Annotated in this window: 22 protein-coding genes; 14 read left to right on the top strand and 8 right to left on the bottom strand. The window is 63.2% G+C overall.

The window, feature by feature from the left end; genetic code table 11:
- The first annotated feature begins 150 nt into the window (after window positions 1-150).
- Together AC1C2O_RS04595 and AC1C2O_RS04590 are read left to right on the top strand one after the other, a co-directional pair.
- Window positions 151-2,286, top strand: a complete 2,136-nt coding sequence (locus AC1C2O_RS04595) for a DEAD/DEAH box helicase (RefSeq protein WP_495429266.1) — start codon at window positions 151-153, stop codon at window positions 2,284-2,286.
- Window positions 2,287-2,500: 214 nt separating this feature from the next.
- Window positions 2,501-3,529 carry a 6-phosphofructokinase gene (locus tag AC1C2O_RS04590; RefSeq protein ID WP_495429265.1) on the top strand — a complete coding sequence of 343 codons (1,029 nt, stop codon included), beginning with the start codon at window positions 2,501-2,503 and terminating at the stop codon, window positions 3,527-3,529.
- A gap of 120 nt (window positions 3,530-3,649) precedes the next feature.
- On the opposite strand, the gene AC1C2O_RS04585 is transcribed toward AC1C2O_RS04590, so the two are convergent.
- A complete protein-coding gene (locus AC1C2O_RS04585) occupies window positions 3,650-3,847 on the bottom strand; it encodes a DUF559 domain-containing protein (protein WP_495429264.1) in 198 nt (65 codons plus the stop codon).
- A gap of 475 nt (window positions 3,848-4,322) precedes the next feature.
- Window positions 4,323-6,416: a S9 family peptidase gene (locus AC1C2O_RS04580; RefSeq protein ID WP_495429263.1), complete on the bottom strand. Its 2,094-nt coding sequence runs from the start codon at window positions 6,414-6,416 to the stop codon at window positions 4,323-4,325.
- Window positions 6,417-6,573: 157 nt separating this feature from the next.
- On the opposite strand from AC1C2O_RS04580, the gene AC1C2O_RS04575 reads away from it, so the two are divergent.
- From AC1C2O_RS04575 to AC1C2O_RS04565, 3 genes are all read left to right on the top strand, one after another.
- Window positions 6,574-7,929 (top strand): inorganic phosphate transporter, encoded by a 1,356-nt coding sequence (locus tag AC1C2O_RS04575; protein ID WP_495431670.1) that lies wholly within the window; start codon window positions 6,574-6,576, stop codon window positions 7,927-7,929.
- Window positions 7,926-8,261 carry a peptidase gene (locus AC1C2O_RS04570; protein ID WP_495429262.1) on the top strand — a complete coding sequence of 112 codons (336 nt, stop codon included), beginning with the start codon at window positions 7,926-7,928 and terminating at the stop codon, window positions 8,259-8,261. The genes AC1C2O_RS04575 and AC1C2O_RS04570 overlap by 4 nt, the downstream gene beginning before the upstream one ends.
- A gap of 80 nt (window positions 8,262-8,341) precedes the next feature.
- The gene (locus tag AC1C2O_RS04565; RefSeq protein WP_495429261.1) at window positions 8,342-9,802 is read left to right on the top strand and encodes an aspartate ammonia-lyase; all 1,461 of its coding nucleotides are present in this window, start codon (window positions 8,342-8,344) and stop codon (window positions 9,800-9,802) included.
- A gap of 75 nt (window positions 9,803-9,877) precedes the next feature.
- Here the strand turns inward: AC1C2O_RS04565 and AC1C2O_RS04560 are convergent, their stop codons facing one another.
- On the bottom strand, window positions 9,878-10,747 hold the full coding sequence (locus AC1C2O_RS04560) for a fumarylacetoacetate hydrolase family protein (protein WP_495429260.1): 870 nt from the start codon (window positions 10,745-10,747) through the stop codon (window positions 9,878-9,880).
- A 61-nt stretch (window positions 10,748-10,808) separates the two neighbouring features.
- Here AC1C2O_RS04560 and AC1C2O_RS04555 point away from each other — a divergent pair, with 61 nt between their 5' ends.
- The 3 genes from AC1C2O_RS04555 (at window position 10,809) to AC1C2O_RS04545 (ending at window position 13,291) form a co-directional block, all read left to right on the top strand.
- Window positions 10,809-12,023, top strand: a complete 1,215-nt coding sequence (locus AC1C2O_RS04555) for a PrsW family glutamic-type intramembrane protease (protein WP_495429259.1) — start codon at window positions 10,809-10,811, stop codon at window positions 12,021-12,023.
- Between the two features lie 199 nt (window positions 12,024-12,222).
- Entirely contained in the window at window positions 12,223-12,591 is a 369-nt protein-coding gene (locus tag AC1C2O_RS04550; RefSeq protein ID WP_495429258.1) for an FKBP-type peptidyl-prolyl cis-trans isomerase, read from the top strand.
- A gap of 145 nt (window positions 12,592-12,736) precedes the next feature.
- Window positions 12,737-13,291: a YceI family protein gene (locus AC1C2O_RS04545; protein ID WP_495429257.1), complete on the top strand. Its 555-nt coding sequence runs from the start codon at window positions 12,737-12,739 to the stop codon at window positions 13,289-13,291.
- A 28-nt stretch (window positions 13,292-13,319) separates the two neighbouring features.
- Here the strand turns inward: AC1C2O_RS04545 and AC1C2O_RS04540 are convergent, their stop codons facing one another.
- Complete coding sequence (locus AC1C2O_RS04540; protein ID WP_495429256.1) at window positions 13,320-14,603, bottom strand: MFS transporter; 1,284 nt, start codon at window positions 14,601-14,603, stop codon at window positions 13,320-13,322.
- A gap of 154 nt (window positions 14,604-14,757) precedes the next feature.
- On the opposite strand from AC1C2O_RS04540, the gene rpsO reads away from it, so the two are divergent.
- The 3 genes from rpsO (at window position 14,758) to AC1C2O_RS04525 (ending at window position 16,225) form a co-directional block, all read left to right on the top strand.
- Window positions 14,758-15,027 (top strand): 30S ribosomal protein S15, encoded by a 270-nt coding sequence (gene rpsO / locus AC1C2O_RS04535; RefSeq protein ID WP_495429255.1) that lies wholly within the window; start codon window positions 14,758-14,760, stop codon window positions 15,025-15,027.
- Window positions 15,028-15,135: 108 nt separating this feature from the next.
- On the top strand, window positions 15,136-15,918 hold the full coding sequence (locus AC1C2O_RS04530; protein ID WP_495429254.1) for a hypothetical protein: 783 nt from the start codon (window positions 15,136-15,138) through the stop codon (window positions 15,916-15,918).
- On the top strand, window positions 15,911-16,225 hold the full coding sequence (locus tag AC1C2O_RS04525) for a transcriptional regulator (protein WP_495429253.1): 315 nt from the start codon (window positions 15,911-15,913) through the stop codon (window positions 16,223-16,225). Before AC1C2O_RS04530 ends, AC1C2O_RS04525 begins: the two co-directional genes overlap by 8 nt.
- Here AC1C2O_RS04525 and AC1C2O_RS04520 read toward each other — a convergent pair.
- Entirely contained in the window at window positions 16,213-17,223 is a 1,011-nt protein-coding gene (locus tag AC1C2O_RS04520) for an isopenicillin N synthase family dioxygenase (RefSeq protein WP_495429252.1), read from the bottom strand. The genes AC1C2O_RS04525 and AC1C2O_RS04520 overlap by 13 nt on opposite strands.
- 74 nt (window positions 17,224-17,297) lie before the next feature.
- On the opposite strand from AC1C2O_RS04520, the gene AC1C2O_RS04515 reads away from it, so the two are divergent.
- Window positions 17,298-17,741 carry a hypothetical protein gene (locus AC1C2O_RS04515; RefSeq protein ID WP_495429251.1) on the top strand — a complete coding sequence of 148 codons (444 nt, stop codon included), beginning with the start codon at window positions 17,298-17,300 and terminating at the stop codon, window positions 17,739-17,741.
- Here AC1C2O_RS04515 and AC1C2O_RS04510 read toward each other — a convergent pair whose 3' ends face one another.
- On the bottom strand, window positions 17,742-18,878 hold the full coding sequence (locus AC1C2O_RS04510; protein ID WP_495429250.1) for an acyltransferase family protein: 1,137 nt from the start codon (window positions 18,876-18,878) through the stop codon (window positions 17,742-17,744).
- A 110-nt stretch (window positions 18,879-18,988) separates the two neighbouring features.
- Here AC1C2O_RS04510 and AC1C2O_RS04505 point away from each other — a divergent pair, with 110 nt between their 5' ends.
- Window positions 18,989-20,215, top strand: coding sequence for an LLM class flavin-dependent oxidoreductase (locus AC1C2O_RS04505; protein WP_495429249.1), 1,227 nt, complete (start codon window positions 18,989-18,991; stop codon window positions 20,213-20,215).
- 2 nt (window positions 20,216-20,217) lie between these two features.
- Complete coding sequence (locus AC1C2O_RS04500) at window positions 20,218-20,862, top strand: FMN reductase (RefSeq protein ID WP_495429248.1); 645 nt, start codon at window positions 20,218-20,220, stop codon at window positions 20,860-20,862.
- 6 nt (window positions 20,863-20,868) lie between these two features.
- Here AC1C2O_RS04500 and AC1C2O_RS04495 read toward each other — a convergent pair whose 3' ends face one another.
- Window positions 20,869-21,549 (bottom strand): response regulator, encoded by a 681-nt coding sequence (locus AC1C2O_RS04495; protein ID WP_495429247.1) that lies wholly within the window; start codon window positions 21,547-21,549, stop codon window positions 20,869-20,871.
- Window positions 21,546-22,844: a sensor histidine kinase gene (locus AC1C2O_RS04490; protein ID WP_495429246.1), complete on the bottom strand. Its 1,299-nt coding sequence runs from the start codon at window positions 22,842-22,844 to the stop codon at window positions 21,546-21,548. Before AC1C2O_RS04490 ends, AC1C2O_RS04495 begins: the two co-directional genes overlap by 4 nt.
- Window positions 22,845-22,988: the final 144 nt, after the last annotated feature.

Here is a 22,988-nt window from a genome sequence, read left to right as displayed (position 1 = left end):
TAGTATCAGATCTTCTTCTGGTGCGCGCCTCAACGGTGCCCCGATGAAGACCAGACAGCGTTCGCACGGTCCTGGCTCACGCCACACGCGGACTATTCGTACGGCACGAACCGCCTCTCATGGTGATTCGATTTCACGCTCAGGAGGAGCATGCCGACTACGGCAACCGCCGCAACACGGCGCAAGAAGACATCCCGTCGCGACGACGAGGCCCCGCTGATCCCGATCCTCGCACGCAAGGTGCGCGAGATCGAGGCGAAGGCCCAGCGTGGCAAGCTCGGTCCCACCAATCGCGTCAAGTTCCAGGTGATCGCGTTCCTGGTGCGCGAAGAGCGTGCCAGGGTGAAGGCGGATGCCACGTTCACCGCGGCCGCACGTGCCGAGTTGCTCAAGCGGCTTGACGGAGTTGCGACGATTCTCGCGAAGACCGCCGCGCGCGATACCTCGCTCATTCAGCTGCTCGAGGCAGACCAGGCCACCAGCCCCGTCGCCAAGCGGATGCGCCGTGATTGGCTGCTGGAATCCGGCGCTGAACTCGCCCCGGAAGAGCTCATCATCACCGATGTGGCCCCGGTGCAGGCACCAGTGGTGCCCGCCGCACTCGCAGAGCGACAGGTGACTCCGGCTGCTGTCGAATCGCGACAGCTCGCCAACCCGTTCCTCGCTCCAGACCTCACGCCGCGAACGACGACGACACCTCGTCGCCGTTTGGATGGCTGGGAACTCATGGGTCCGCTGTACAAGGCGTTCGAGACCGGAGCCGGTGGATCAGCGGCATCCATGGATCTCCCCCCGGTACCGGAGTATGACCACATCTCGCCCAAGGGCCTCGAGGTTATGGTGCATCAGTCGCGCTTCCTTGAAGCTGTGCGCGGCGGACACCGCAGCTTCCTGCTCGCAGATGAGCCAGGCCTTGGCAAGACAGCTCAGTCCGTGCTCGCCGCATCCATCGTGGACGCGTACCCGTTGCTCGTCGTAGTTCCGAACGTCGTCAAGATGAACTGGGCGCGCGAAGTCGAGCGCTGGACGCCGCAGCGGCGCGCCACAGTTATCCAGGGTGATGGAACGGACATCGACGCGTTCGCCGACGTGTTCATCGTGAACTATGAGATTCTCGACCGCCACCTGTCATGGCTCAGCTCGATCGGGCTGAAGGGCATGGTTGTCGATGAGGCGCACTTCATCAAGAATCTCTCTTCGCAGCGTTCGCAGAATGTGCTGGCGCTGGCATCCCGCGTGCGGGAACACACGCGTGATCCGCTGATGTTGGCACTCACCGGCACGCCGCTGATCAACGATGTCGAAGACTTCGATGCGATCTGGCGCTTCCTGGGCTGGACCACTGGTGACAAACCGGGGCCCGAGCTGATGGAGAAGCTGGATGCGACCGGGCACACGCCCGCAGACAAGGCGTTCTATCCCGAGGCCCGCGATGCTGTGATCTCTATGGGAATCGTCCGGCGCAAGAAGAAGGACGTCGCCGCCGACCTGCCAGACAAGCTCATCGCCGATCTGCCTGTGCAGCTAGATGACGAATTCGGTCGGGGCATCCGCCAGGCCGAACGCGAGTTGGGGGAGCGGCTGGCCGCCAAGTATCGCCGCATCATCGAGGCCCGCGGCGACCGCGGTCTTGCGCCAGGTGAGATCGACGAAGATATCGTCCGTCTCGTGGCGCACAACGAACTGGAAGAGTCGAAGGCAGCAGGCACCGGTGGAGACAATGTCTTCACGATGGTGCGCAAGATCGGCCAGGCCAAAGCTCAGCTCGCCGCGGACTACGCCGCGCAGCTGCAGCGGTCGGTGGGCAAGGTCGTCTTCTTCGCCAAACACATCGATGTCATGGATCAGGCGGAGGCCCACTTCGCGGCATCCGGCATCCGGTACGTTTCGATCCGCGGTGACCAGACGACACCCGCTCGACAGCAGGCGATCGACGACTTCAACGACGATGAAAGTGTCGGCATCGCGGTGTGTTCGCTCACTGCTGCCGGCGTCGGCCTCAACCTGCAGGCGGCGTCAAACGTCGTACTCGCAGAGTTGAGCTGGACTGCAGCCGAGCAGACTCAGGCGATCGACCGCGTGCACCGCATCGGCCAGGATGAGCCGGTCACTGCCTGGCGCATCATCGCTGCGCACACGATCGATACGAAGATCGCTGAGCTCATCGACCAGAAGCAGGGGCTTGCCGCTCGTGCTCTGGATGGCGAGGCATTCGATGAAACCCCGAGTGAATCTGTACAGGTGGCAGCGCTCATGCATCTGCTGCGTCAAGCCCTCGGCGCGTGACACAGGGACGCTGAGTGGCGTAAAAACCGCACTTCTTGCGCAATGATTTGAGATTTTTTGCATGTTTTCTAGAAGATCTGCAATCGGAGCCGAATCGTTGCGCAAGATCGACGGTTCTCATCGCTTGCCGAATGGCGCGGTGCGCTGATGCCCACTAGTGTCGAGAGCAGGCAACGTCGCCCGTCCCACTCCCGAAACCTCTGAAGGCATCAGCATGAAGATCGGTATTCTCACCAGCGGCGGCGACTGCCCCGGGCTCAATGCGGTCATCCGCGGCATCGTGCTGAAGGGCACCACCGCGTACGACCTCGAATTCGTCGGCATCCGCGACGGGTGGCGCGGCATCGTCGAGGGCGACTTTATGCCCCTCACCCGCCACGAAGTGAAGGGCCTCTCTAAGGTCGGCGGCACGATCCTTGGAACCAGCCGCACCAACCCGTATGAGGGCGATCGCGGCGGCGCCGAGAACATCGCCAAGACGCTCTTCGGCCACAAGATCGACGGTATCGTCGCGATCGGCGGCGAAGGAACGTTGGCCGCGGCCGACCGGCTCGCTAAAGACGGCCTGAACGTACTCGGCGTGCCGAAGACGATCGACAACGACCTGCGCGCGACTGACTACTCCTTTGGGTTCGACACCGCGGTGAACATTGCCACGGATGCAATGGATCGACTGCGCACCACCGGTGACTCGCACCAGCGCTGCATGGTCGCCGAGGTCATGGGCCGCCACGTGGGCTGGATCGCTCTGCATGCGGGAATGGCTGCCGGCGCGCACGTCATCTGCATCCCTGAGGTTCCGATGTCGATCGAGGAGATCACCGAGCTCGTTGCCAGCGCTCATGACCGTGGTCGTGCGCCTCTCGTCGTGGTCTCTGAGGGCTTCAAGATCAAGGGCATGGACGAGGCCTTCAGCGACAAGGGCCTGGACGCCTTCAACCGTCCGCGTCTCGGTGGCATCGGCGATCTGCTCGCACCCGAGATCGAGCGCATCACTGGCATCGAGACACGTGCGACAATTCTTGGCCACATCCAGCGTGGTGGCTCGCCGTCGGGCTTCGACCGCGTTCTTGCGACACGACTCGGACTGCATGCGGCTGACGCCATCGTCGAAGGCGCGTGGGGCCAGATGGTTGCGTTGAAGGGCACCGACATCGTGCGGGTGCCGTTCGAAGAGGCGCTGGGCGAGCTCAACACGGTGCCGCGCTACCGCTATGACGAGGCTGCCGCGCTGTTTGGGTGATTGCCCTTGCGTGGGTTGCATCGCGCGCCCGTAGCGCCGAAATCAGGACATCCGCCCCAGATCAGGAGAAAATGGCAGATCCCTCCTGATCCGGGGACTTTATCCTGATTTCGGATGCCGTTAGGCAGCCAGGTGCAGTCCCTGAGCCATCGCAGTGCGGACGGATTCCAGTACAAACTCTGGCTGGAACAGCACCTGCTGGTAGTCGAAGCGAAGCACAGTGAAGCCGAGCAGTCGGAGCCTGACGTCCGCGGCGATATCGCGGCGGCGGTCGGCCGCATCTCTGTGGAAAGCGAACCCATCAAGTTGGACGATCAAACGGTCGCCTATCAACGCGTCGACCGGGTGGCTTCAACATGGGCTGGGACCCAAAGTTCGAGTGCCTGGGCAGCGCTGATGCAGGTCAGACGACCTCCGACGCGAGCCGCGGCGAGGCGCGCTGGATCGCATTCACGAAGAACCAGCCACGATCGTCGTACGCGCAGCATCCGCCCGCTTCTCACTAAAGCGGCGACCGCGTGCTTGCTGAACCCGGCGGCGTAGATCTGGGAACTGTGCGCGACGCCGTCATGCGATCGCATCCATTCTTCGAGGAACATGCGTCCACACTGCAGCGTCAGCCATGCGGTGCGGAGGGCTGAACCCACGAACCGGGGATAAGTACCGCCCTGCGGTGATTGTGCAGAATAGGATGCCGCGGCCCAGATCAGGACATCTGCCTCAGATCAGGAGGGAGCTGCAGAATCCTCCTGACCTGGGGACTTCGTCCTGATTTCGGACGGCGAAGCGCGCCTCAGGCGAGCCCCAGGGTGTCGAGCATCCACGCGAGCTCGAACGCCCGCTCCTTCCAGGAGTTGTATCGGCCGCTGACGCCGCCGTGGCCCGCAACCATCTCGCACTTCAAAAGCACGTCGGATGCACCGGCCTCGCGCAGTCGCGCGACCCACTTCGCCGGTTCGACGTACAACACGCGGGTGTCATTCAGCGATGTCACGGCGAGGATGCGCGGGTAGGCGGCGCCGTCCTGGACGTTCTCGTACGGCGTATACGACTTCATGTACTCGTACACATCGGCGTTGTGCAGCGGGTCGCCCCACTCGTCCCACTCGATCACCGTGAGTGGCAGCGACGGATCGAGAATCGAAGTCAGCGGGTCAACGAAGGGGACGGATGCCAGGATGCCGGCGAAGCGGGTAGGCGCGAGGTTCGCGACCGCGCCCATCAGCAGGCCGCCTGCGCTGCCGCCCTCGGCGACCATCTGCTCAGGACTTGTCACTCCGGTACTGATGAGGTGCTCCGCGCATGCGACGAAGTCGGTGAACGTATTGCGCTTGTTCAGCATCTTCCCGTCTTCGTACCACTTGCGGCCCATCTCCCCGCCGCCGCGCACGTGTGCGACAGCGAAGATGACGCCGCGGTCGAGCTCCGAAAGTCGCGCTACCGAGAAACCAGGGTCGATGGAGTGCTCGTACGATCCGTAGCCGTACAGGTGCACGGGGCGCGGCTCTGAGCCTGGCTCACCGAACGAGCGCTTCCAGACCATCGAGATCGGCACCTGAGTGCCATCTGGGGCGGTCGCCCAGGCGCGGGCCTGGTCGTAATCGGCCGGGTCATAACCGCCGAGGACCGGCTGCTGCTTGCGCAGCACCAGTTCGCGCGTTGCGAGATCCAGGTCATACACGGTGCCCGGCGTCACGAACGAGGTGTAACCGAGGCGCAGGAACGGTGAGTGCCACTCGGGATTTCCGCCCACTCCTGCCGAGTACAGCGGCTCGTCGAAAGACAGCTCCTCGACGGCATCCGTCGCGTAGTCGAGCAGGCCGACCTGCTCCAGGCCGTCGCGGCGATATTCCACTGTCGCGAAATCGCGGAATGCCTCCATTCCGAGCAGGCGTCGTCCTGGCTCATGTGCGACCACGATGTGGCGCGCGCCCCGCGGATCGGATGCCGCCACGGAGACGAGCTCGAAGTCCAAGGCATCCTGATTGTGCAGGATGTAGATACGGTCTTCGCCATCAACGATCGCATGCTCGATCGAGTACTCGACACCCTCGGTGCGCGGCCATAGCAACTGCGGCTCAGCGGTGATCTCGCCTTGCAGATCGACCAGATACTCCTCGCTGGTGATGCTCGATCCGACGCCGATCACCAGATACCGCCGACTGTGGCTGATGCCAGCGCCGAGCCAGAAACGCTCATCCGGCTCGTGGAACAGCTTCACGTCTTCCTCGACCGGTGCGCCCAGCCGGTGGAGCCACAGCGTATCGGGGCGCCAGGAGTCATCCAACGTGGTGTAGACGATGCCGGAGCCATCCGGGGTGAAGAAGGCACCACCGGTGTTGGGAATCTCGTCGGCGAGCAGACTGCCCTCGGTGAGATCACGCACGTGGACCGTATACCGCTCATCGCCATCGAAATCGGTCGACCAGAGCAGCTTTGTCGCATCATCTGAGACGCTGAATGATCCGAGCGAGAAGAATTCGTGACCTTCTGCTTCGACATTGCTGTCCAGCAAGATCTCCTCGCCTGCCACTGGCACACCTGGCGCGAGTACCGGGGGAGTCCAGTCGCCTGCGACCGCGGCGGCGCGGCACTGGATGCCGTACTGCGAACCTTCCTCAGTACGTCCGTAATACCACCAGTCACCCTTGCGAGTCGGCACAGACAGATCTGTCTCCTGTACGCGGCCCTTGATCTCTTGGAACAGCGTCTCGCGGAGCTGCTCGAGATGCGCAGTCTGAGCCTCGGTGTACGCGTTCTCCGCTTCGAGATGCGCGATGACCTCGGTTGAGTCCTTATCGCGCAACCATTCATACGGATCGTTGAAGGTGTCGGCGTGATGTGTGCGGATGTGGGTGCGGCGAGCGGCGATGGGAGCATTGGTCACCGTTCAACGGTAGTCCCTGTCAAGTTGACCGATGCCGAGGAGGGTGCGAGGATTTATCGGGCCCGGTTAACGGAAGTAAAACCCACGGTGAACTTTTCGTTCAACACGCCGATTTCGTCGGCATCTGTCTTCCTTCACACCAACCCGAAAGCGAATGGTGGAAACCGCAGCCCTCATTGTCGTGCTGGTCATCGTGCTGGCGCTGTTCTTCGACTTCACCAACGGGTTTCACGACACCGCGAATGCGATGGCGACGCCCATTGCAACCGGCGCTCTGAAGCCCAAGACCGCAGTCCTTCTCGCCGCCGTGCTGAATCTTGTCGGCGCCTTCCTGTCGACAGAGGTTGCCAAGACGGTCTCCGGCGGCATCGTCCGCGAAGACGCCATCATCGAGATGGGTGCTGATGTCTTCCTGCCGCTGATCTTCGCGGGACTCATCGGAGCGATCACGTGGAACATGCTCACCTGGCTTCTCGGCCTGCCGTCGAGTTCGTCGCACGCGCTCTTCGGCGGTCTCATCGGAGCGACACTCATCGGCGTCGGCGCCAGCGGCATCGACTTCGGTATGGTCCTGTCCAAGATCATTCTTCCTGCACTCATCGCGCCGCTCACTGCCGGAATCATCGCGCTGACCGTGACGAAGCTCGCTTACTCGATCACCCGGCGGTATGACAACAAGCCGGACGGCCGTGACGGGTTCCGCTGGGGTCAAATCTTCACTTCGTCGCTCGTCGCCCTCGCGCACGGAACCAACGATGCTCAGAAGACGATGGGTGTGATCACGCTCGCGCTCATCACCGTTGGGTGGCAGTCGAGTGAGCACCACGAACCAGAGTTCTGGGTGATCGTGGCCTGTGCCTGCACGATCGCTCTGGGTACCTACCTCGGCGGCTGGCGGATCATCCGCACGCTCGGCAAAGGACTCACCGACGTCAAGCCGGCGCAGGGCTTCGCGGCCGAGAGCTCTACTGCGGCGACGATCCTCGCATCCAGTGCTCTGGGCTTCGCGCTCTCGACGACACAGGTCGCCTCCGGATCTGTCATCGGTTCCGGTCTGGGACGTCGCGGTGCAACGGTGCGCTGGGGTACTGCGGGCCGCATCGCAATCGGCTGGGTTCTGACCCTTCCGGCCGCGGGCGGCGTCGGCGCACTCGCAGCGCTGATGGTGATATGGCTGGGCGGGTGGGGCATCGCGATCGACGCGGTTCTCGCCGTCGCTGTGATCATCTGGGTCTTCCTGCGTTCCCGCCGTGACGCGGTGACTTCAGAGAATGCGATGAGCGATGTCGCAGAGTCCGGCCACGCGATCGAGCTGCCGGACACACCACCTCCCACGCGTCGCCGGCAGCGTATTGAGCAGGCCAAAACTGAGGCCAGGGTCCGCGCCAAGGCAAAGGCTGATGCAAAGGCCAAAGCGAAAACAGACGCGAAGGTTAAATCCAAAGCAGACGCTAAGGCCGCAGCGAAAGCGAAGGCCAAGTCCGATTCCAAGACGCAGGAGAGCGCACAATGAGCGTCGTCATTGACTGGGCCGCATTCCTGCAGGTGTTCGGCGCTGCGCTTATCGGCGCGACTGTCATCGTCACGTTCTACGCGCTCGGGCTGCGACTCCTCGTGCGCGCCGGCCATGCGCCGGTCGTGACTCCTGCGGAGTTCACTGATGCGATCACCGTGATTTCCGAGAAAGAAGCCAATCGCGCCGCCAAGCAGGCGGCAAAGGCTGCGCGGAAGAATCCGCTGACGGACGGGCAGAAGCGCGTCGCGCTTGTCGGTGCCTATGCGTGTTTCGCGGTGTGTGCCGCGGCTGTGGTCGCCGGTATCGTCCTCATCGTGGTGGGTCACTGAGGCGACAATCCGTATGCGGGTGCGCGAGGCCTAGACTGGGACTATCACCCGAAACCCGCCACGACCCACAAGGATGTGACATGGCTTCTGCCGCGCCCACCACCACTCGCACCGAGACCGATTCCCTCGGGAGCATGGAAATTCCCGCCGAGGCGTATTGGGGCATCCACACCGCCCGCGCTGTCGCGAACTTCCCGATCGCGAAACGACCGATCTCGGTCTATCCGGATCTGATCCGGGGCTTGGCAATGGTCAAGCAGGCAAGCGCCAGGGCCAACAAGGAGATCGGCGTTCTGGATGCCGAGCGGGCGAACCTCATCGACGCCGCCGCGCAGCGCGTCATCGACGGCGAGTTCCACGAGCAGTTCACTGTAGGTGTCATCCAGGGTGGTGCCGGAACCTCGACGAACATGAATGCCAACGAGGTCATCACCAATGTTGCCCTCGAGATGGCTGGTCGCGAGAAAGGCGATTACGCGTTTCTCAGCCCCATCGACCACACCAATCGCAGCCAGTCCACGAACGATGTCTACCCGACAGCGATCAAGATCGGGCTCTCGCTGAACCTGCGCTCGCTGCTGGATGAACTCGACCTCTTGCGTCGCTCGTTCCTCGGTAAAGCAGGTGAATTCCACAATGTCCTGAAGGTGGGGCGCACCCAGCTGCAGGATGCCGTGCCGATGACGCTCGGGCAGGAGTTCCACGGCTTCGCGACGACGCTGGGGGAGGATCACAGTCGTCTTACTGAGAATGCCAAACTCATGTTCGAGATAAACATGGGCGCAACCGCGATCGGCACGGGGATCACGACCCACGCAGGTTATGCACCATACGTGTTGAAGCACCTGCGCGAGATATCCGGGCTCGATCTGGAGACTGCGACAGATCTCGTCGAATCGACGAGCGACACCGGTGCCTTCATGTCGTTCTCGTCAACGCTCAAGCGCAATGCCATCAAGCTTTCGAAGATCTGCAATGACCTGCGTCTGTTGTCGTCCGGCCCGCAGGCGGGCCTCGGCGAGATCAATCTGCCGGCGAAGCAGGCTGGGTCAAGCATCATGCCGGGCAAGGTCAACCCCGTGATCCCCGAGGCAGTGAACCAGGTGGCTTTTGCAGTGGTCGGTGCAGATATGACCGTCACCATGGCGGTCGAGGCCGGTCAGCTGCAGCTCAACGCCTTCGAGCCGGTGATCGCGCACTCGATCTTCCAGTCGATCACGTGGATGCGCCAGGCAATGTGGACCCTCCGCGTCAATTGCGTGGATGGCATTACCGCAAACGAAGACCGTCTCGGTGCCATGGTTGGCGCGTCGGTGGGCGTCATCACCGCGCTGACGCCGTTCATCGGCTATGCGGCGGCCGCGGCTCTCGCGAAGGCTGCGCTGCTGACGAACCGCAACGTCGCAGATCTCGTCGTGGAGGCCGAACTGATGTCTCGTGAAGAAGTCACGAAGCAGCTGTCGCCGGCACGGCTTTCGGGGCTGGAGGCCGTCACCTCGGCCATCCCCATCATCTTGCCGGACGATCTGATTCAGATCTGACGCTGGCTGCTTTCAGCCGGGGCTGCTGCCTGTCTTCGGTCGGCCCCGGCTGACTCCACTCGGGGCCGGCTGGCTTCAGTCGAGGATGCGACAGTGCGTGGTCAGTTCCCCGATGCCGTCGATACCGACTGTGACGGTGGAACGGTCACGCAGGAAGATCTGTGGGTTGCGTGAGTAACCGGCGCCGCCTGGACTCCCCGTGGAGATCAGTGTTCCCGGCTGCAGCGTGATCGACTGCGACAGATGGGCGATGAGCTTGGCAACAGACCTGACCATCTGCTCGGTCGAGGCATCCTGCACGGTGTGGCCATCCACGATGGTCCAGATATGCAGGTCCTGCGGGTCCGGAATCTCGTCTGCGGTCACTACGAACGGTCCAGTCGGTGTGAAGCCGTCGAAGGACTTGCAGCGCGACCACTGCGCCTCGGCGAACTGGATGTCGCGGGCGGTGATGTCGTTGACGACCGTGTAGCCCCAGACGTGGTCGAGGGCTTCCTCTGTGGAAACATTCTTCGTCGGCTGCCCGATCAGCACGCCGAGCTCGGCCTCGTAGTCGATGGACTCGCTCAGGCTGCGGGGCCACTCAGTCGTGGCCTCGTGGCCCGTGAGCGAGTTCGGCCAGAGCGTGAACACGGTTGGGGCGGTGTCTGTCTTCAGGCCGAGCTCACTGGAATGGGCGGCATAGTTCAACCCGACAGCAAGGATCACCGGCGGGTTCAACACGGCAGAGGCGAAGCCGAAACCGGAGAGCGGATGCCGCGCTGCGGTGCTGTCGGCGAGTGCTGTCCGTAGCGCAGTGAGTGTCTCATCACCGCCCTCGATGAGCTCTTGCAGTGTGGCGGGAGCGGGGGAGAGGAGATCAGCGACCATGATGGCCTCGGAGTCCTCGATGACCGCGAGCTGGGCGTCGGAGCTATCTGGCCGGCGCAGGTGGGCGAAACGCATGATGTCTACGCTACCTGCCGCGCGTTGCCACTGGTGTGGACAGTACCCCTAGGCTTTGGCTATGACATTCGGAGGACCGGCACAGCCGCAGTACACGCCGCCGGCTCAGCAACACACATATGCTTCAGCACTCGCGCAGCCCGTGAGCTACTCGCCGCCGGCTCCGGTCGCGCCAGCATCGGGCCCTGCACTGCCGTCACTGCCGGTTCCCGTGAAACAGGGACGCACGGTGTCCGTGTGGCTTTTCGGTGTGTTGGGCTTCGCGCTCGTCATCCTGATCGGCTATTTCGTCTGGGCTCTCGGGTTCGTCGCATCCGGAGTCGGCCTCGTCCTCGCGCTGATTCCGTTGACCATCGTGTTCCTCGGTGTGTACATCATCGATCGATGGGAGCCCGAACCGAAGCTGTTCATCGCGTTCGCCATCGCCTGGGGAGCTATCGCCGCAGTTGGCATCACGCTGCTCGTCGACCTCGCAATCACTTTGCTCATCGGCCTCCGAGCAGAGTCGCTCGCCGCCGTCATCCAAGCGCCGATCGTGGAAGAGCTTGCCAAAGGCTTAGGGATCTTCCTCATTTTCGTGATCGGCAAGCGGGCATTCGATGGGCCGGTCGACGGCATTGTCTACGGCGCATTGATCGGTGGTGGCTTCGCATTCACTGAGAACATCCAGTACTTCGCGATCAGTCTGATCGAAGGAGGTGGAGTGAACTTGACTGCGACGTTCGTGATGCGCGGATTGCTCTCACCTTTCGCTCATGCCATGTTCACTGCCCTGACCGGGTTCGCGATGGGGCTCGCGGTGCGCCGCCACGCTTCTGCCGGTGCAGTGCTCGGCGCGGGTGCACTCGGACTGCTCGGGGCCATGCTGCTGCACGGTCTCTGGAACGCCTCGGCGATGTTCGCCGACTTCTTCGCGCTGTACGTCACCCTTCAGGTGCCGCTGTTCATCGGCTTCATCCTTGTGATCGTCGCGCTACGCAAGGAGGAGGCGCGCGTCACCAGAGAGCGGCTCGGTGAGTATGCCGGGGCGGGCTGGTTCACTCCGGAGGAGGTGACGATGCTGGCGACTCCAGCCGGACGCAAGGTCGGACTCAACTGGGCCGCTTCGCTGCGTGGTGACCGTCGCCCGCTGATGAAGCAGTTCATCAAGGATGCGACTGCTCTCGCTGCCGTCCGCCAGCGCGCGCTCACCGGTCGTGATCCTCTCGCGACAGAGGATGAGCGCGCGCTGTTGACGCGCACACGCGCGACGCGCGCGGCATTGCTGGCGTACTGAGCGCGACGCCCATGGCAAGACTCAGCGCCCGGTGCTGCGGCGATGCCTGCGAGACTCCCGGGCGCTGAGTTGATCTGACACTAGGGTGCACCCGACCGCGGATGATGTCAATAGCCTCGTCACTATGCCCGCCGAAGTGTTCGCTCTGGGCTGGTGTCCTCGCATTGACCGCGCCTCGTCGCTCCGGTTGGATGGAGTCATGACTGATCGCACAAAGCCCGAGTTCGACGCCCCCACCGGCCCCGCGCCCGCAGAGCTCGTCATCCGAGACCTCATCGAAGGTGACGGTGCTGAAGCCAAGCCCGGCGACACCGTGACCGTGCACTACGCCGGAGTCGAGTTCGACTCTGGCGAAGAGTTCGACTCCTCCTGGGGTCGTGGCGAGACGATCCAGTTCCCGCTGCGCGGCCTGATCCAGGGCTGGCAGGACGGCATCCCCGGCATGAAGACCGGTGGTCGTCGCGAACTGGTCATCCCGCCGCACCTCGCATACGGTCCTGCCGGTTCAGGCCACTTCCTGTCCGGGAAGAGCCTCATCTTCATCATCGACCTGGTCGCCGTCGGCTGATCTGATCGCATTGAGTGAAGGCCTCTGTCCCCTCTGGGACAGGGGCCTTCACTTTTTTCGCCATTCCGTGGAATAGATGCAGCCGCATGTAAGTTGTGTCTATGTGAACGCCGCCAAGCGGCCCCAATCTTTGAGGAGAAACTCCATGACTGCAATTGACGTCCCCGGCTACCGTGCAGGCACCTGGATCCTTGACCCCGCACACAGCGAGGTCACCTTCAGTGTCCGCCACATGATGATCTCGAAGGTGCGCGGCACCTTTGGTATGAAGAGCGCGACGCTGGTCGCTCCCGAGAACCCACTCGACGCACGGGTTGATGCGTTGGTCGATGTCACCTCGATCGACACCAATGATGAGGGTCGCGACGGCCACCTGCGTTCAGCGGACTTCTTCGACGTCGAGACCTACCCGACCATGGAGTTCGTCTCCACCGGTGCGCGCGTCGACAACGGCGACTTCTTCATCGATGGCAACCTCACGATCCGTGGCACGACCAAGCCGGTCAGCTTCGAGTTCGACTTCGGTGGCTTCGGCACCGACCCGTACGGCAACTACAAGGCCGGTGCATCCGCGACGACCACTATCAACCGTGAGGAGTTCGGGCTCACCTGGAACGCTGCGCTCGAGACCGGCGGCGTGCTCGTCGGCAAGGACATCACGATCAACCTCGACCTGCAGGGCGCTCTGCAGCAGGATTGATCACACTCCTCAGAGAACCCCGGGTCCGTCAGGGCTCGGGGTTCTCTGCGTCGTAGTCGCGGAATCGAGGCGTGAGCCGGACGAGCATCGCCACCATCACGATCACGACGAAGCCGCCGAGGAGGGGCGGGAACCAGAGTGAGGTGAGAGTTGCGAGTGTTCCGGCGTAGAGCGCGCCGATGCGCGGACCGCCGGCGACCACGATGATGAAGATTCCTTGGAGCCTGCCGCGGATGCTGTCGGGCACAGACGACTGCATCATCGTGTTGCGATAGATCGAGCTGATGTTGTCAGATGCTCCGGATGCCGCGAGTGCGATGCACGCGGCGATGATGAGGCCGAGATTCGCCGTAGTTTCACTGACCGGCGGCATCCACACACCGGTCAACAGGACCGCGCCGAATACAAGAATGGATGCCCCGTAGGCCTGTATAGCACGCTGGATGCCTCGACCGTGCCAGCGATAGCGCACGATTCGGCCGGAGAACAGGCTCGACAGGAATGTTCCGGCCGCTACCGCTGCCGTCAGCGCTCCCGTCGTCACGGCGCCGCCACCCAGTAACAGCGTGCCGAGTGCGGGGTACAGCGCAAGCGGGTTGCCGAACGTCATCGCGATGATGTCGAGGATGTACTGCATCCGAATGTTGTGGGCGCGCTTGAGGAATCGCCAGCCATCGACGAGTGATTCCAGCCCAGGGCGCACGATCGTGCCTTCTGGGCGCAACGGCGGCAGGGTCCAGAGCCCCATGAACATCGCCAGCATCAATACGACGTCGATCGAATAGGTCCAGCCATAGCCCGTCGCTGCGACGAGAACTCCTGCCAGAGCGGGACCGACCATGACCATCACGCCGATCGTGATGCCGTTCAGAGCCGATGCTGCGGCCAGCAGTTCGCGCGGAATCAGGCGTGGGATGATCGCGCTGCGAGTTGCCATCCCGACGGAGTTCCCCGCGGCGTTGACTGCGCTGAGCGCATACAGCCACCAGATGGTCTCGAGTTCGCCCCAGGTGAGAGCGGCGAGCACGACAGTGGAGGCGAATGTGATGACCGCGGCGACAAGTGCCACTGTGCGACGATCGAACGCGTCGGCCAGCATCCCGCCGTATAGCCCGGCCAGGATCATCGGGATGAGTCCTGACACTGCGACCATCGAGACTGCGAACGTACTGGCAGTGAGCTCGTATACGTGCAGCATGACGGTGACGAGGGTGAGCTGGCCTCCGAGTCCGGAGAGGGTCGACCCGATCCACATTCTCGTGAACGCCTTGCTCGCGCGAAACGGTCGCAGGTCGATGAGGGCGTTGTGCACGTCACGAGGCTATCTGTTCGGCTGTCGATGCCGGTCCGTGAGCGTGCTGCGGGCTGGTAAGCTGTACAGGTTGCCGTTTGATCGGCCGCGGATAAAGAGAGCCCACGCATCAGGTGTTGGGCGCCGCGCAACGAACTGAAAGGGGATCCCATCTATGCCACTCGAGTCTGACGCCAAGAAGGCGATCATGGAAGAGTACGCGACGCACCCCGGTGACACCGGATCCCCCGAGGTGCAGGTCGCGATGCTGACGCAGCGCATCAAGGACCTCACCGAACACCTCAAGGAGCACAAGCACGACCACCACTCGCGTCGTGGCCTGTTCCTTATGGTGGGTCAGCGCCGTCGTCTGCTCGGCTACCTCCAGGACATCGACATCGCGCGTTACCGCACGCTGATCGAGAAGCTTGGACTTCGCCGCTAAGGCAGCGCACCAGCGTAATATCGCACTTCTTCCGAAGGCCGTCCCAGGTGTGGGGCGGCCTTCGTCGTTGTATGGCGGGTCGCTCGTTGACCGAACGCGGACTTTCCGGTGCGCTCACGGCGTGAAGAGCGCATCGATCGCCGGGCACTCGCTCTGATGTCGCTGGTGAACGCGATCGTTCTGTCGATCTACGTGACGATCGCTGCCTTCGCGATCGGCGTGACGCAGGTGAACTTGTCGTTCATCGTACTTGTGGCGCTCTTCATGCTCTGGATCCAGTTCAGCACCGAGTACCGCGAAAGTCATGGAATGCTGGGCTCGCCGCTGGCGCAGTCTAGGTCGGTGAACCTCGGATTCGTCGCGGTGCTGCTCGTCGTTGTGGTCGGTGGGTTCGTAGTCTCCGCCATCGGCGTGGAGGTTCCCGTGATCGTGCGCCTCATCCCCGGAGTCGTCACGCTCCTCATCATGGGGATCCCCGCTCTCCGTGACATCCGCCGGTCTGCACCTATCGACACCAGCGTGAAACGCAGGCGACTGACGCTTTCTGAGCGGTGGGCGACCATCGTCGCAGGTGTGATCATGGCTGCGAGCATCTGGGTTCTTGGTGCCGGTGGTCCGGTGCTGACCCCCTTCTTCGCAATGTCCGTGATGATTTACTATCTCGGCTGGTGGGTCGCCGGACGGATCAGCGAACGGCTCCCGGCCCTTGGCGCTGTGTGGGCGTGGCCGCAATGGCTGGTGTTCGCTCTCGCCGGCGCGGCCGTGGCCGCGTTCATCGCCACGCAACTTCTTGGCCTTGCAGCATCCATCGCAGCACTGGCACCTTTCGGCGCCGTGACCATCCTGCTGCTTTTCGTGGGCAGCGCATTCTTGGACGGTCGAGATGGCTGAGAAGCACCCGCGTCTGCGGTTGGACGACAACTTCGCCAGCCCTATCCGCTTCTCGCTGATGGCTGCACTTCTCGACGGGAACGAACTCGATTTCGGTACCGTTTCCGACATCCTTCAGGTGGGGGACTCGGCGCTCAGCAAGTCGATCTCGCATCTGAATGTCGCTGGCTACGTCGCGACGCGGAGGGGCGATGTCGGAAGTCGCCCTCGGACATGGGTGCGCTCGACGGCGAAAGGCGAGCGCGCCTTCGCCGCACACCTCCAGGCGCTTCAGGAGATCGTCGAGTTCGGTGGTCAGCGCGGTTGAGCCGTTCCCACCAGATCCGCATGGTGGATCGCGGCGACATCGGGGTGCGCGCGCAGACGCGACTTCAGAGCGTTCTCCCCGTACAAGCTGTGGATCGGGTTGCTCGGGTCTTCGGACACCCCGGTCGCTTCGGATTTAAGCTCGTCCGGCAGCTCGATCAGCGGCAGCTTCGCATCCAGCGCCGGGCTGAAGAAGAACGGCGCTGAGATGCGGTCCTCCGGAGCCTTCAATGAGATCACACGATGGTTCGTGGCTTTCAGATAACCACCGGTGGCGTACTCGAGCATCTCACCGATGTTGACGATGAAGGCATCATCGACGGGAGGGGCGTCGACCCAGTCGCCGTCGCGCTCGACCTGGAGGCCGCCCTTGCCCGGCTCCACCCAGAGCAGCGTCAGCACGCCGGAGTCCTTGTGCGCTCCAACACCCTGTTGGGGCTCGGGCTCGTGGGTTCCTGGGTAGCGGACGATCTTCAACAGACTGGCCGGGTCGCCAAAATCGGCGTCGAAGTGGGTTGGCTCTGCACCGAGCGCCTGAGCCCAGCTGCGCAGCAGCTTGCGGGAGATCCCGGTGAGGTGCTCACGCCATTCCTCGGCGACCTCGCGCAACTCCGGCTGATTGGCCGGCCACAGGTTCGGGCCGATGAGTCGGTTGAACGCCGGGCCGTCCTCGATCGGCTCTCGCTCCGGGCCGATGTCGATCTGCTCACGCCAGTCGACTTCGCCCTGCGTGCGCTCTCCGCCGACGCGTGTGTAGCCGCGGAAGTGCGGGCTCGTCACATTCTCGATCGCGAGCTTCTCGTCCTCCGGGAGATTGAAGAAGTCGACGGCAGTTCGGTGCAGCCGGCGGAACAGCTCGGGGGCGATTCCCGTGCCGGTGAGATAGAAGAAGCCGACGTCGTGTGCGGCCGTGGCGAGTTCGTCCCGGAAACGCGCGGCCGCCTCCGGGCCCCTGTCGAGTTCGGACAGGTCGAGGACGGGGAGATTCAGATCAGCCATGACCCTGAGGCTAAACCGACACTGCGCTGCGACGGGCGAGTGTTACGGATAACGTCGGCCGATAGCCTGGATGCATGGCTCGTCTATGGATCTCACTACGTCTCGTGTTGCCTGCCGTCTGGATCGGTCTGATCATCGGCTTGAGCTTCATGGAGACGCCCTTGAAGTTCCATGCACCGGGAATCACTACGGCCCTCGGCCTTGGCATAGGTCGCCTCGTATTCATCGCCCTCTCGGTCGCCGGTTGGATAATTCTCGTTGTACTCACATTGGTCGCTCAGGCCCGACCTCGCGAGACAAGAAGTGGTTGGATGCTGATCGCTGCCATGTGGGTGATCATGGCGGTCGAGTCATTCGTCATCAGGCCGACACTTGCCGCGCGCAGCGACGTCATCATCGCCGGTGGTGATCCGGGCGAGTCCTGGCTGCACTACGGCTACATTGCTGCCGAGCTACTGCTGCTCGCAGCGCTCGTCTGGTACATCGTGCTCGGCGCGCGTCGCATCAAAATAGCCTGATCAGCTGTCGCGAGAGCGGCGCGAGCCCGTCGGATCTTCGCGTCGTGAGGTGTCGATGCCGAGTCGTTCATCAGAGAACAGCCAGCGGGCCCGCGGCTCGACGAGCGGACGGAACAGCCACCTGACCGGCTTGGTTGCCAGCACCAGCGCGATCACGATGGAGAGCACGATCACGGTGGGCAGCCAGATCCAGGTCGGCTCTGCGTCGCGAAGGATGCCGGACTCGCGGAACGGGTAGAGCACGAACGAATGCAGCAGATACACATACATCGTGTACTGCCCGAACCTGGTCCACCAGGTGGTTCGACGGGGAATCAGCACGAAGAAGGCAGCGCTGAGCAGCAGTCCGATGGCGATCAGAAGCAGACGGATTCCGCCTGACCACCACTCATCTCCGCCGAGGTCTGCGTAGGTGTCGTCGTAGAAGAACCACTTGTCCAGGTCGATGCTGGCCCAGAGTTCAACCCAGTTCCACGCCACGAAGGCATCCACTGCGAAGATCAGCACGGCGACCAAACGCAGCCACCATGGCCGGAAATCGATCAAGCGGAATCGGTCCACAACATCGTGCTCTCGCATCCACCATCCGAGCACGAAGAACGGCAGGAACCCGAGCGTGCGCGAGAGAGAGAATGTGCTGTCGACGTTGGTGAGGTAGCCCGCGCCGATCGAGATCAACAGGCTCCACAGGAGCGGCCAGCGCAACAGGGCAAGGTATGGCAGCACCAACCGGAAGATTCCGAGGGCGAGCAGGAACCACAGTGTCCAGGACGGTTCTGTGAGGTTCGGATTCGCTTGCCCCTCGACGAGCCATTTTGTCAGCGTCCACAGCAGCTCGAAGATCACATACGGCACCAGGATGTCGGTGATGACGCGAGCCATCTGTTTCCTCGTCGGGGGCGCAGACTTGGAGAAGTAGCCGGCGATGATTGCGAACGCCGGCATATGGAAGGCGTAGAACGCGAGATACATCGCCATTGCGATGTCGGAGTCGTAAGTGAGGCGCTGGATTGCGTGACCTAGCACAACCAACACGATGCAGGCGTAACGAGCGTTGTCCCAGAACGGCACACGTCTCCGGGGCCTTGCAACGCTCCCGGTGATCGGTCCGGTCGGCGTTTGTGCGGTACTGCTCATTCAATGAGGCTACCGGTCGGGAATAAAGTTGCGTGGATGGTGTTATCTCATATACATTCATTTGCATGGAAGTGGATGCCATCAGCACCCCTCGAATCATGGAGAACATAATGAGCGAACCAGCCGACACCTCAGGCATCCAGTTCGGACTCTTCACTGTCAGCGACATCACGCAGAACCCCGTGACGGGCGAGACTCCCAGCGAAGGTCAGAAGATCAAGGACGCGATCACCATCGCGAAGCACGCCGAAGAGGTCGGTCTCGACGTGTTTGCCGTCGGTGAGCACCACAACCCGCCGTTCTGGTCCTCATCGCCCACGACGACGCTGGCTGCCATCGCTGCCCAGACCGAGCGCATCATCCTCTCGACGTCGACGACGTTGATCACGACGAACGACCCGGTGAAAATCGCCGAGGACTTCGCGATGCTGCAGCACATCTCCGACGGTCGCACTGACCTCATGCTGGGCCGCGGCAACACCGGCCCGGTCTACCCGTGGTTCGGCAAGGACATCCGCCAGGGCCTGCCCCTCGCAATCGAGAACTACGCTCTGTTGCGCAAGCTCTGGGACGAAGACGTCGTCGACTGGGAGGGCAAGTTCCGCACGCCGCTGCAGGGCTTCACTTCTACGCCTCGTCCGTTGGACGGCGTCGCCCCGTTTGTCTGGCACGGTTCCATCCGCACCCCGGAGATCGCAGAGCAGGCCGCGTATTACGGCGACGGCTTCTTCGCGAACAATATCTTCTGGCCGAAGGAGCACTACCAGCGCCTCATCGAGCTCTACCGTCAGCGCTTCGCGCATTACGGCCACGGCACGCCTGAGCAGGCGATCGTCGGAATCGGTGGTCAGGTCTTCATGCGCGCCAAGTCGCAGGATGCCGTGAACGAGTTCCGTCCGTACTTCGACAATGCACCAGTCTACGGTCACGGCCCGAGCATGGAGGACTTCACCGAGATGACGCCGCTCACTGTGGGCTCACCGCAGCAGGTCATCGATCGCTACGCGGCGATGCGCGACACGTTCGGCGACTATCAGCGTCAGCTGTTCCTCATCGATCACGCCGGGCTCCCGCTGAAGGTCGTGCTCGAGCAGCTCGACATCCTCGGTGGGGAAGTGGTGCCGGCTCTCCGCAAGGAACTGGCGAAGAACCGTCCGGCGAGCGTGCCGGATGCTCCGACCCACGCCGCCCGCGTGAAGGCGGTCTACGGGGATGGTCCCGCCCGGCAGGCGGTCCCAGGCGCCAACCGCGGCGACAACCTCACCGCTGGTTCTCCCTATCAGGACACCCCAGCCCCCGCTGGTGCCGCATTCGGTCTCGGCAGGAAGGAAGCATGAGCATGAGCGCACGTCGTATCGCCGTCATTTCGGCGGGACTTTCCAATCCCTCATCCACCCGGATGCTGGCAGATCGTCTGGCCGCGGAGTCAGTGAAGCAGCTTGCAGAGCGTGACATCGAGGCCACCGTCGATTTCATCGAGCTTCGCGATTTTGCGCACGACATCACCAATAACCTGCTCACCGGATTCGCGCCGGCCGCGCTGGAGTCTGCCATCAACTCGGTGTACTCCGCGGACGCGCTCATCGCGGTGACGCCGATCTTCTCGACTAGCTACTCCGGACTGTTCAAGTCGTTCATCGACGTGCTCGATCCGGATGCCCTCACTGGCAAGCCGGTATTGATCGGTGCGAACGCGGGCACGCCGCGGCACTCGCTGGCGATCGATTACGCGATTCGTCCGCTGTTCGCCTACCTGCACGCCGAGCCGGTATCGACGGGCGTGTTTGCGGCGTCGAGCGACTGGGGTGATTCCGGTGACCAGATCGCCCCGCTCGCGAAGCGCGTCGAGAAGGGCACGCGCGAACTCGCCGAGGCCATCGCGCGCAAAGCACCGGTCACCTCTGCCGACCCGTTCGACCCGGCGAACTACCTCGGTGAGGGGCGCTCATTCGGACACCTGCTCGGAGGGCTCGCGGGGGAGTAGAGCTGCTCAGCGCCATCGGTACTCGGTCTCTGGGCGACCTCGGCCCCGGTACCGGGCGGCGCGCTCAAGCCTGCCCTCGTCCGCGAGATGCTCGAGGTAGCGGCGGGCCGCCACACGCGACATCCCCAGTTGCTCTGCGGCCTCGCTCGCCGACAGAACGCCCGCCGTGCGCGCGGCCGAAGTCACACGAGCGAGCGAGGTCGCGGAGAGGCCCTTGGGTACTCTGATGCTTCCGGTGGGGCGTGACGCGCCCAGAAGTGCATCGATCTCGGCCTGGCTGGCTTGTCCAGCAGCAGCGACAGCTTGCTCACGGTACGCGCGGTGCTGGTCCATGCGGTCTCGGAACGTCGCGAAAGTGAACGGCTTCACGAGGTACTGCACGACGCCCAGAGCGGCCACCTGACGCACCGTCTCGGCATCGCGGACACCGGTGATGGCGATGACGTCGACCGGGACCGAGCGTGCGCGCAGATGGCGTAGGACATCGAGTCCTGAGCCATCAGGCATTGTCATGTCCAACAGAACCAGATCGATCCCCTCTTGAGGTGGGTCCTCGATAAGTGCGTGCAATGCGGCACGGGCGCCGGAGCACTCTCCGACGACGTCATAGCCGTCCAGCCGCTCGATGTAGTCGCGGTGCAGTTCGAGCGTGAGTGCATCGTCATCGACGAGGAGGGTATGGATCATGGTCGGGTGATCTCCTCGAATGGACGGGACTTGTGAGCTCCGGGCAATGTCACCCGGAATGTCGTCGGGTTGGCTTCGATCACCACGGCGCCGCCGACACCGGTGACGATGGAGCGCACGAGCGCGAGCCCGACGCCCCTGCCGTCGGCGTTGGTGGGCTTCGTCGAGAACCCGTGCTGGAAGATCTGGTCGCGCAGCGAATCGGGAATGCCGGGGCCGCTGTCCGTGACCTCCAGCACCACCCAGCCGTTCGGCGCGGCGCTGACCGTGACCCGGACCCAGCGTTCGTCCGCACCGGCAGCCGCATCGAGTGCATTGTCGATCAGGTTTCCGATCACCGCGACGCTGTCGACCGGAGCAAGCACTGAGCGCGGCGCATCGGGGGCGATTCTCGCAGTCCAGTCGACACCGCGCTCCTTCGCCTGGGATGCCTTGCCCAGCAACAGCGCCCCGACGGTTGGGTCGCCGTCTCGTCGCGCAGTAACCTGATCCACGAGCGACTGGCTCTGCTGTGAAGTCTCGGCGAGGATGTCGATGGCTTCCTTCGTGCGTCCGAGTTCCAGCAGCGCGATGGCAGTGTGCATCCGGTTCCCGTGCTCGTGTGTCTGCGCGCGCAGGGCCTCGCCGAGGGTGCGAACCGATTCGTAGGAGGCCACCGCGTCGCGTACCCGTCCTGCCGGCAGGTCGCCAGCGATGCGGCGGGTGTAGCGGCGAGCGAGGAAGGCGCCGAGGGAGCCTGCCGCAACGATGAGCACTGAGATGACGATTGCAGACGGCAACCGACGAAAGAACGACTCTGCGATGGATTCGACTGTGACACCGGCCGCCACCCAGCCGACATTTTGATCGTCTGCGTTCACAACAGGGGTGATCGTTCGGATGGATGCTCCGAGGGTGCCGGTGAACTCCTCGGTGAGGGCGACCGGGGTGGTCGGGATCGTGCCCAGATAGTGGGCGCCGAGCTGAGTGGGGTCGGGATGTGTCACACGCATTCCGGTGGGAGTCATCACAGTGATGAAGTCCAGCGCGGAATGCTTCACGACGGCCATGGCATAGGGCTGAAGTGCGGCGGATGCGCCGTCGATGTCATCTCCGTCGAGAGCATCGATGACGCTCGGAGAATCGGCGATCGACTGTGCCAGCGCGATGGTGAGCTGTTCAGCCTCGGCGCGTGATGCGCGCTGGCTCTCGAAGGCGAGAATGATCGCGGCTAGGGCTCCTACCAGGACCGCAGTGATGAGCAGCACGAGGAAGACGTGCGATGCAGCACTGCGGCTGCGCTCCGAACGCGTCATCGCGATCTCCTCCTGCATCCTTGACCGGCTCCGCGGTCCACGACCAATACGACCACAAATGGTGCGCATCTGAGAACCCCGAGAGGGTGATACCCATTCACCGGCGACGTGCCGGATGTCATGCGACGACGCAGTTCATGATCA

The sequence above is a fragment of the Microbacterium sp. Y355 genome (genome assembly GCF_059445345.1).
The sequence above is the reverse complement of the archived record's forward strand: the minus strand, read 5'-3'. Positions and strand labels throughout refer to the sequence as shown.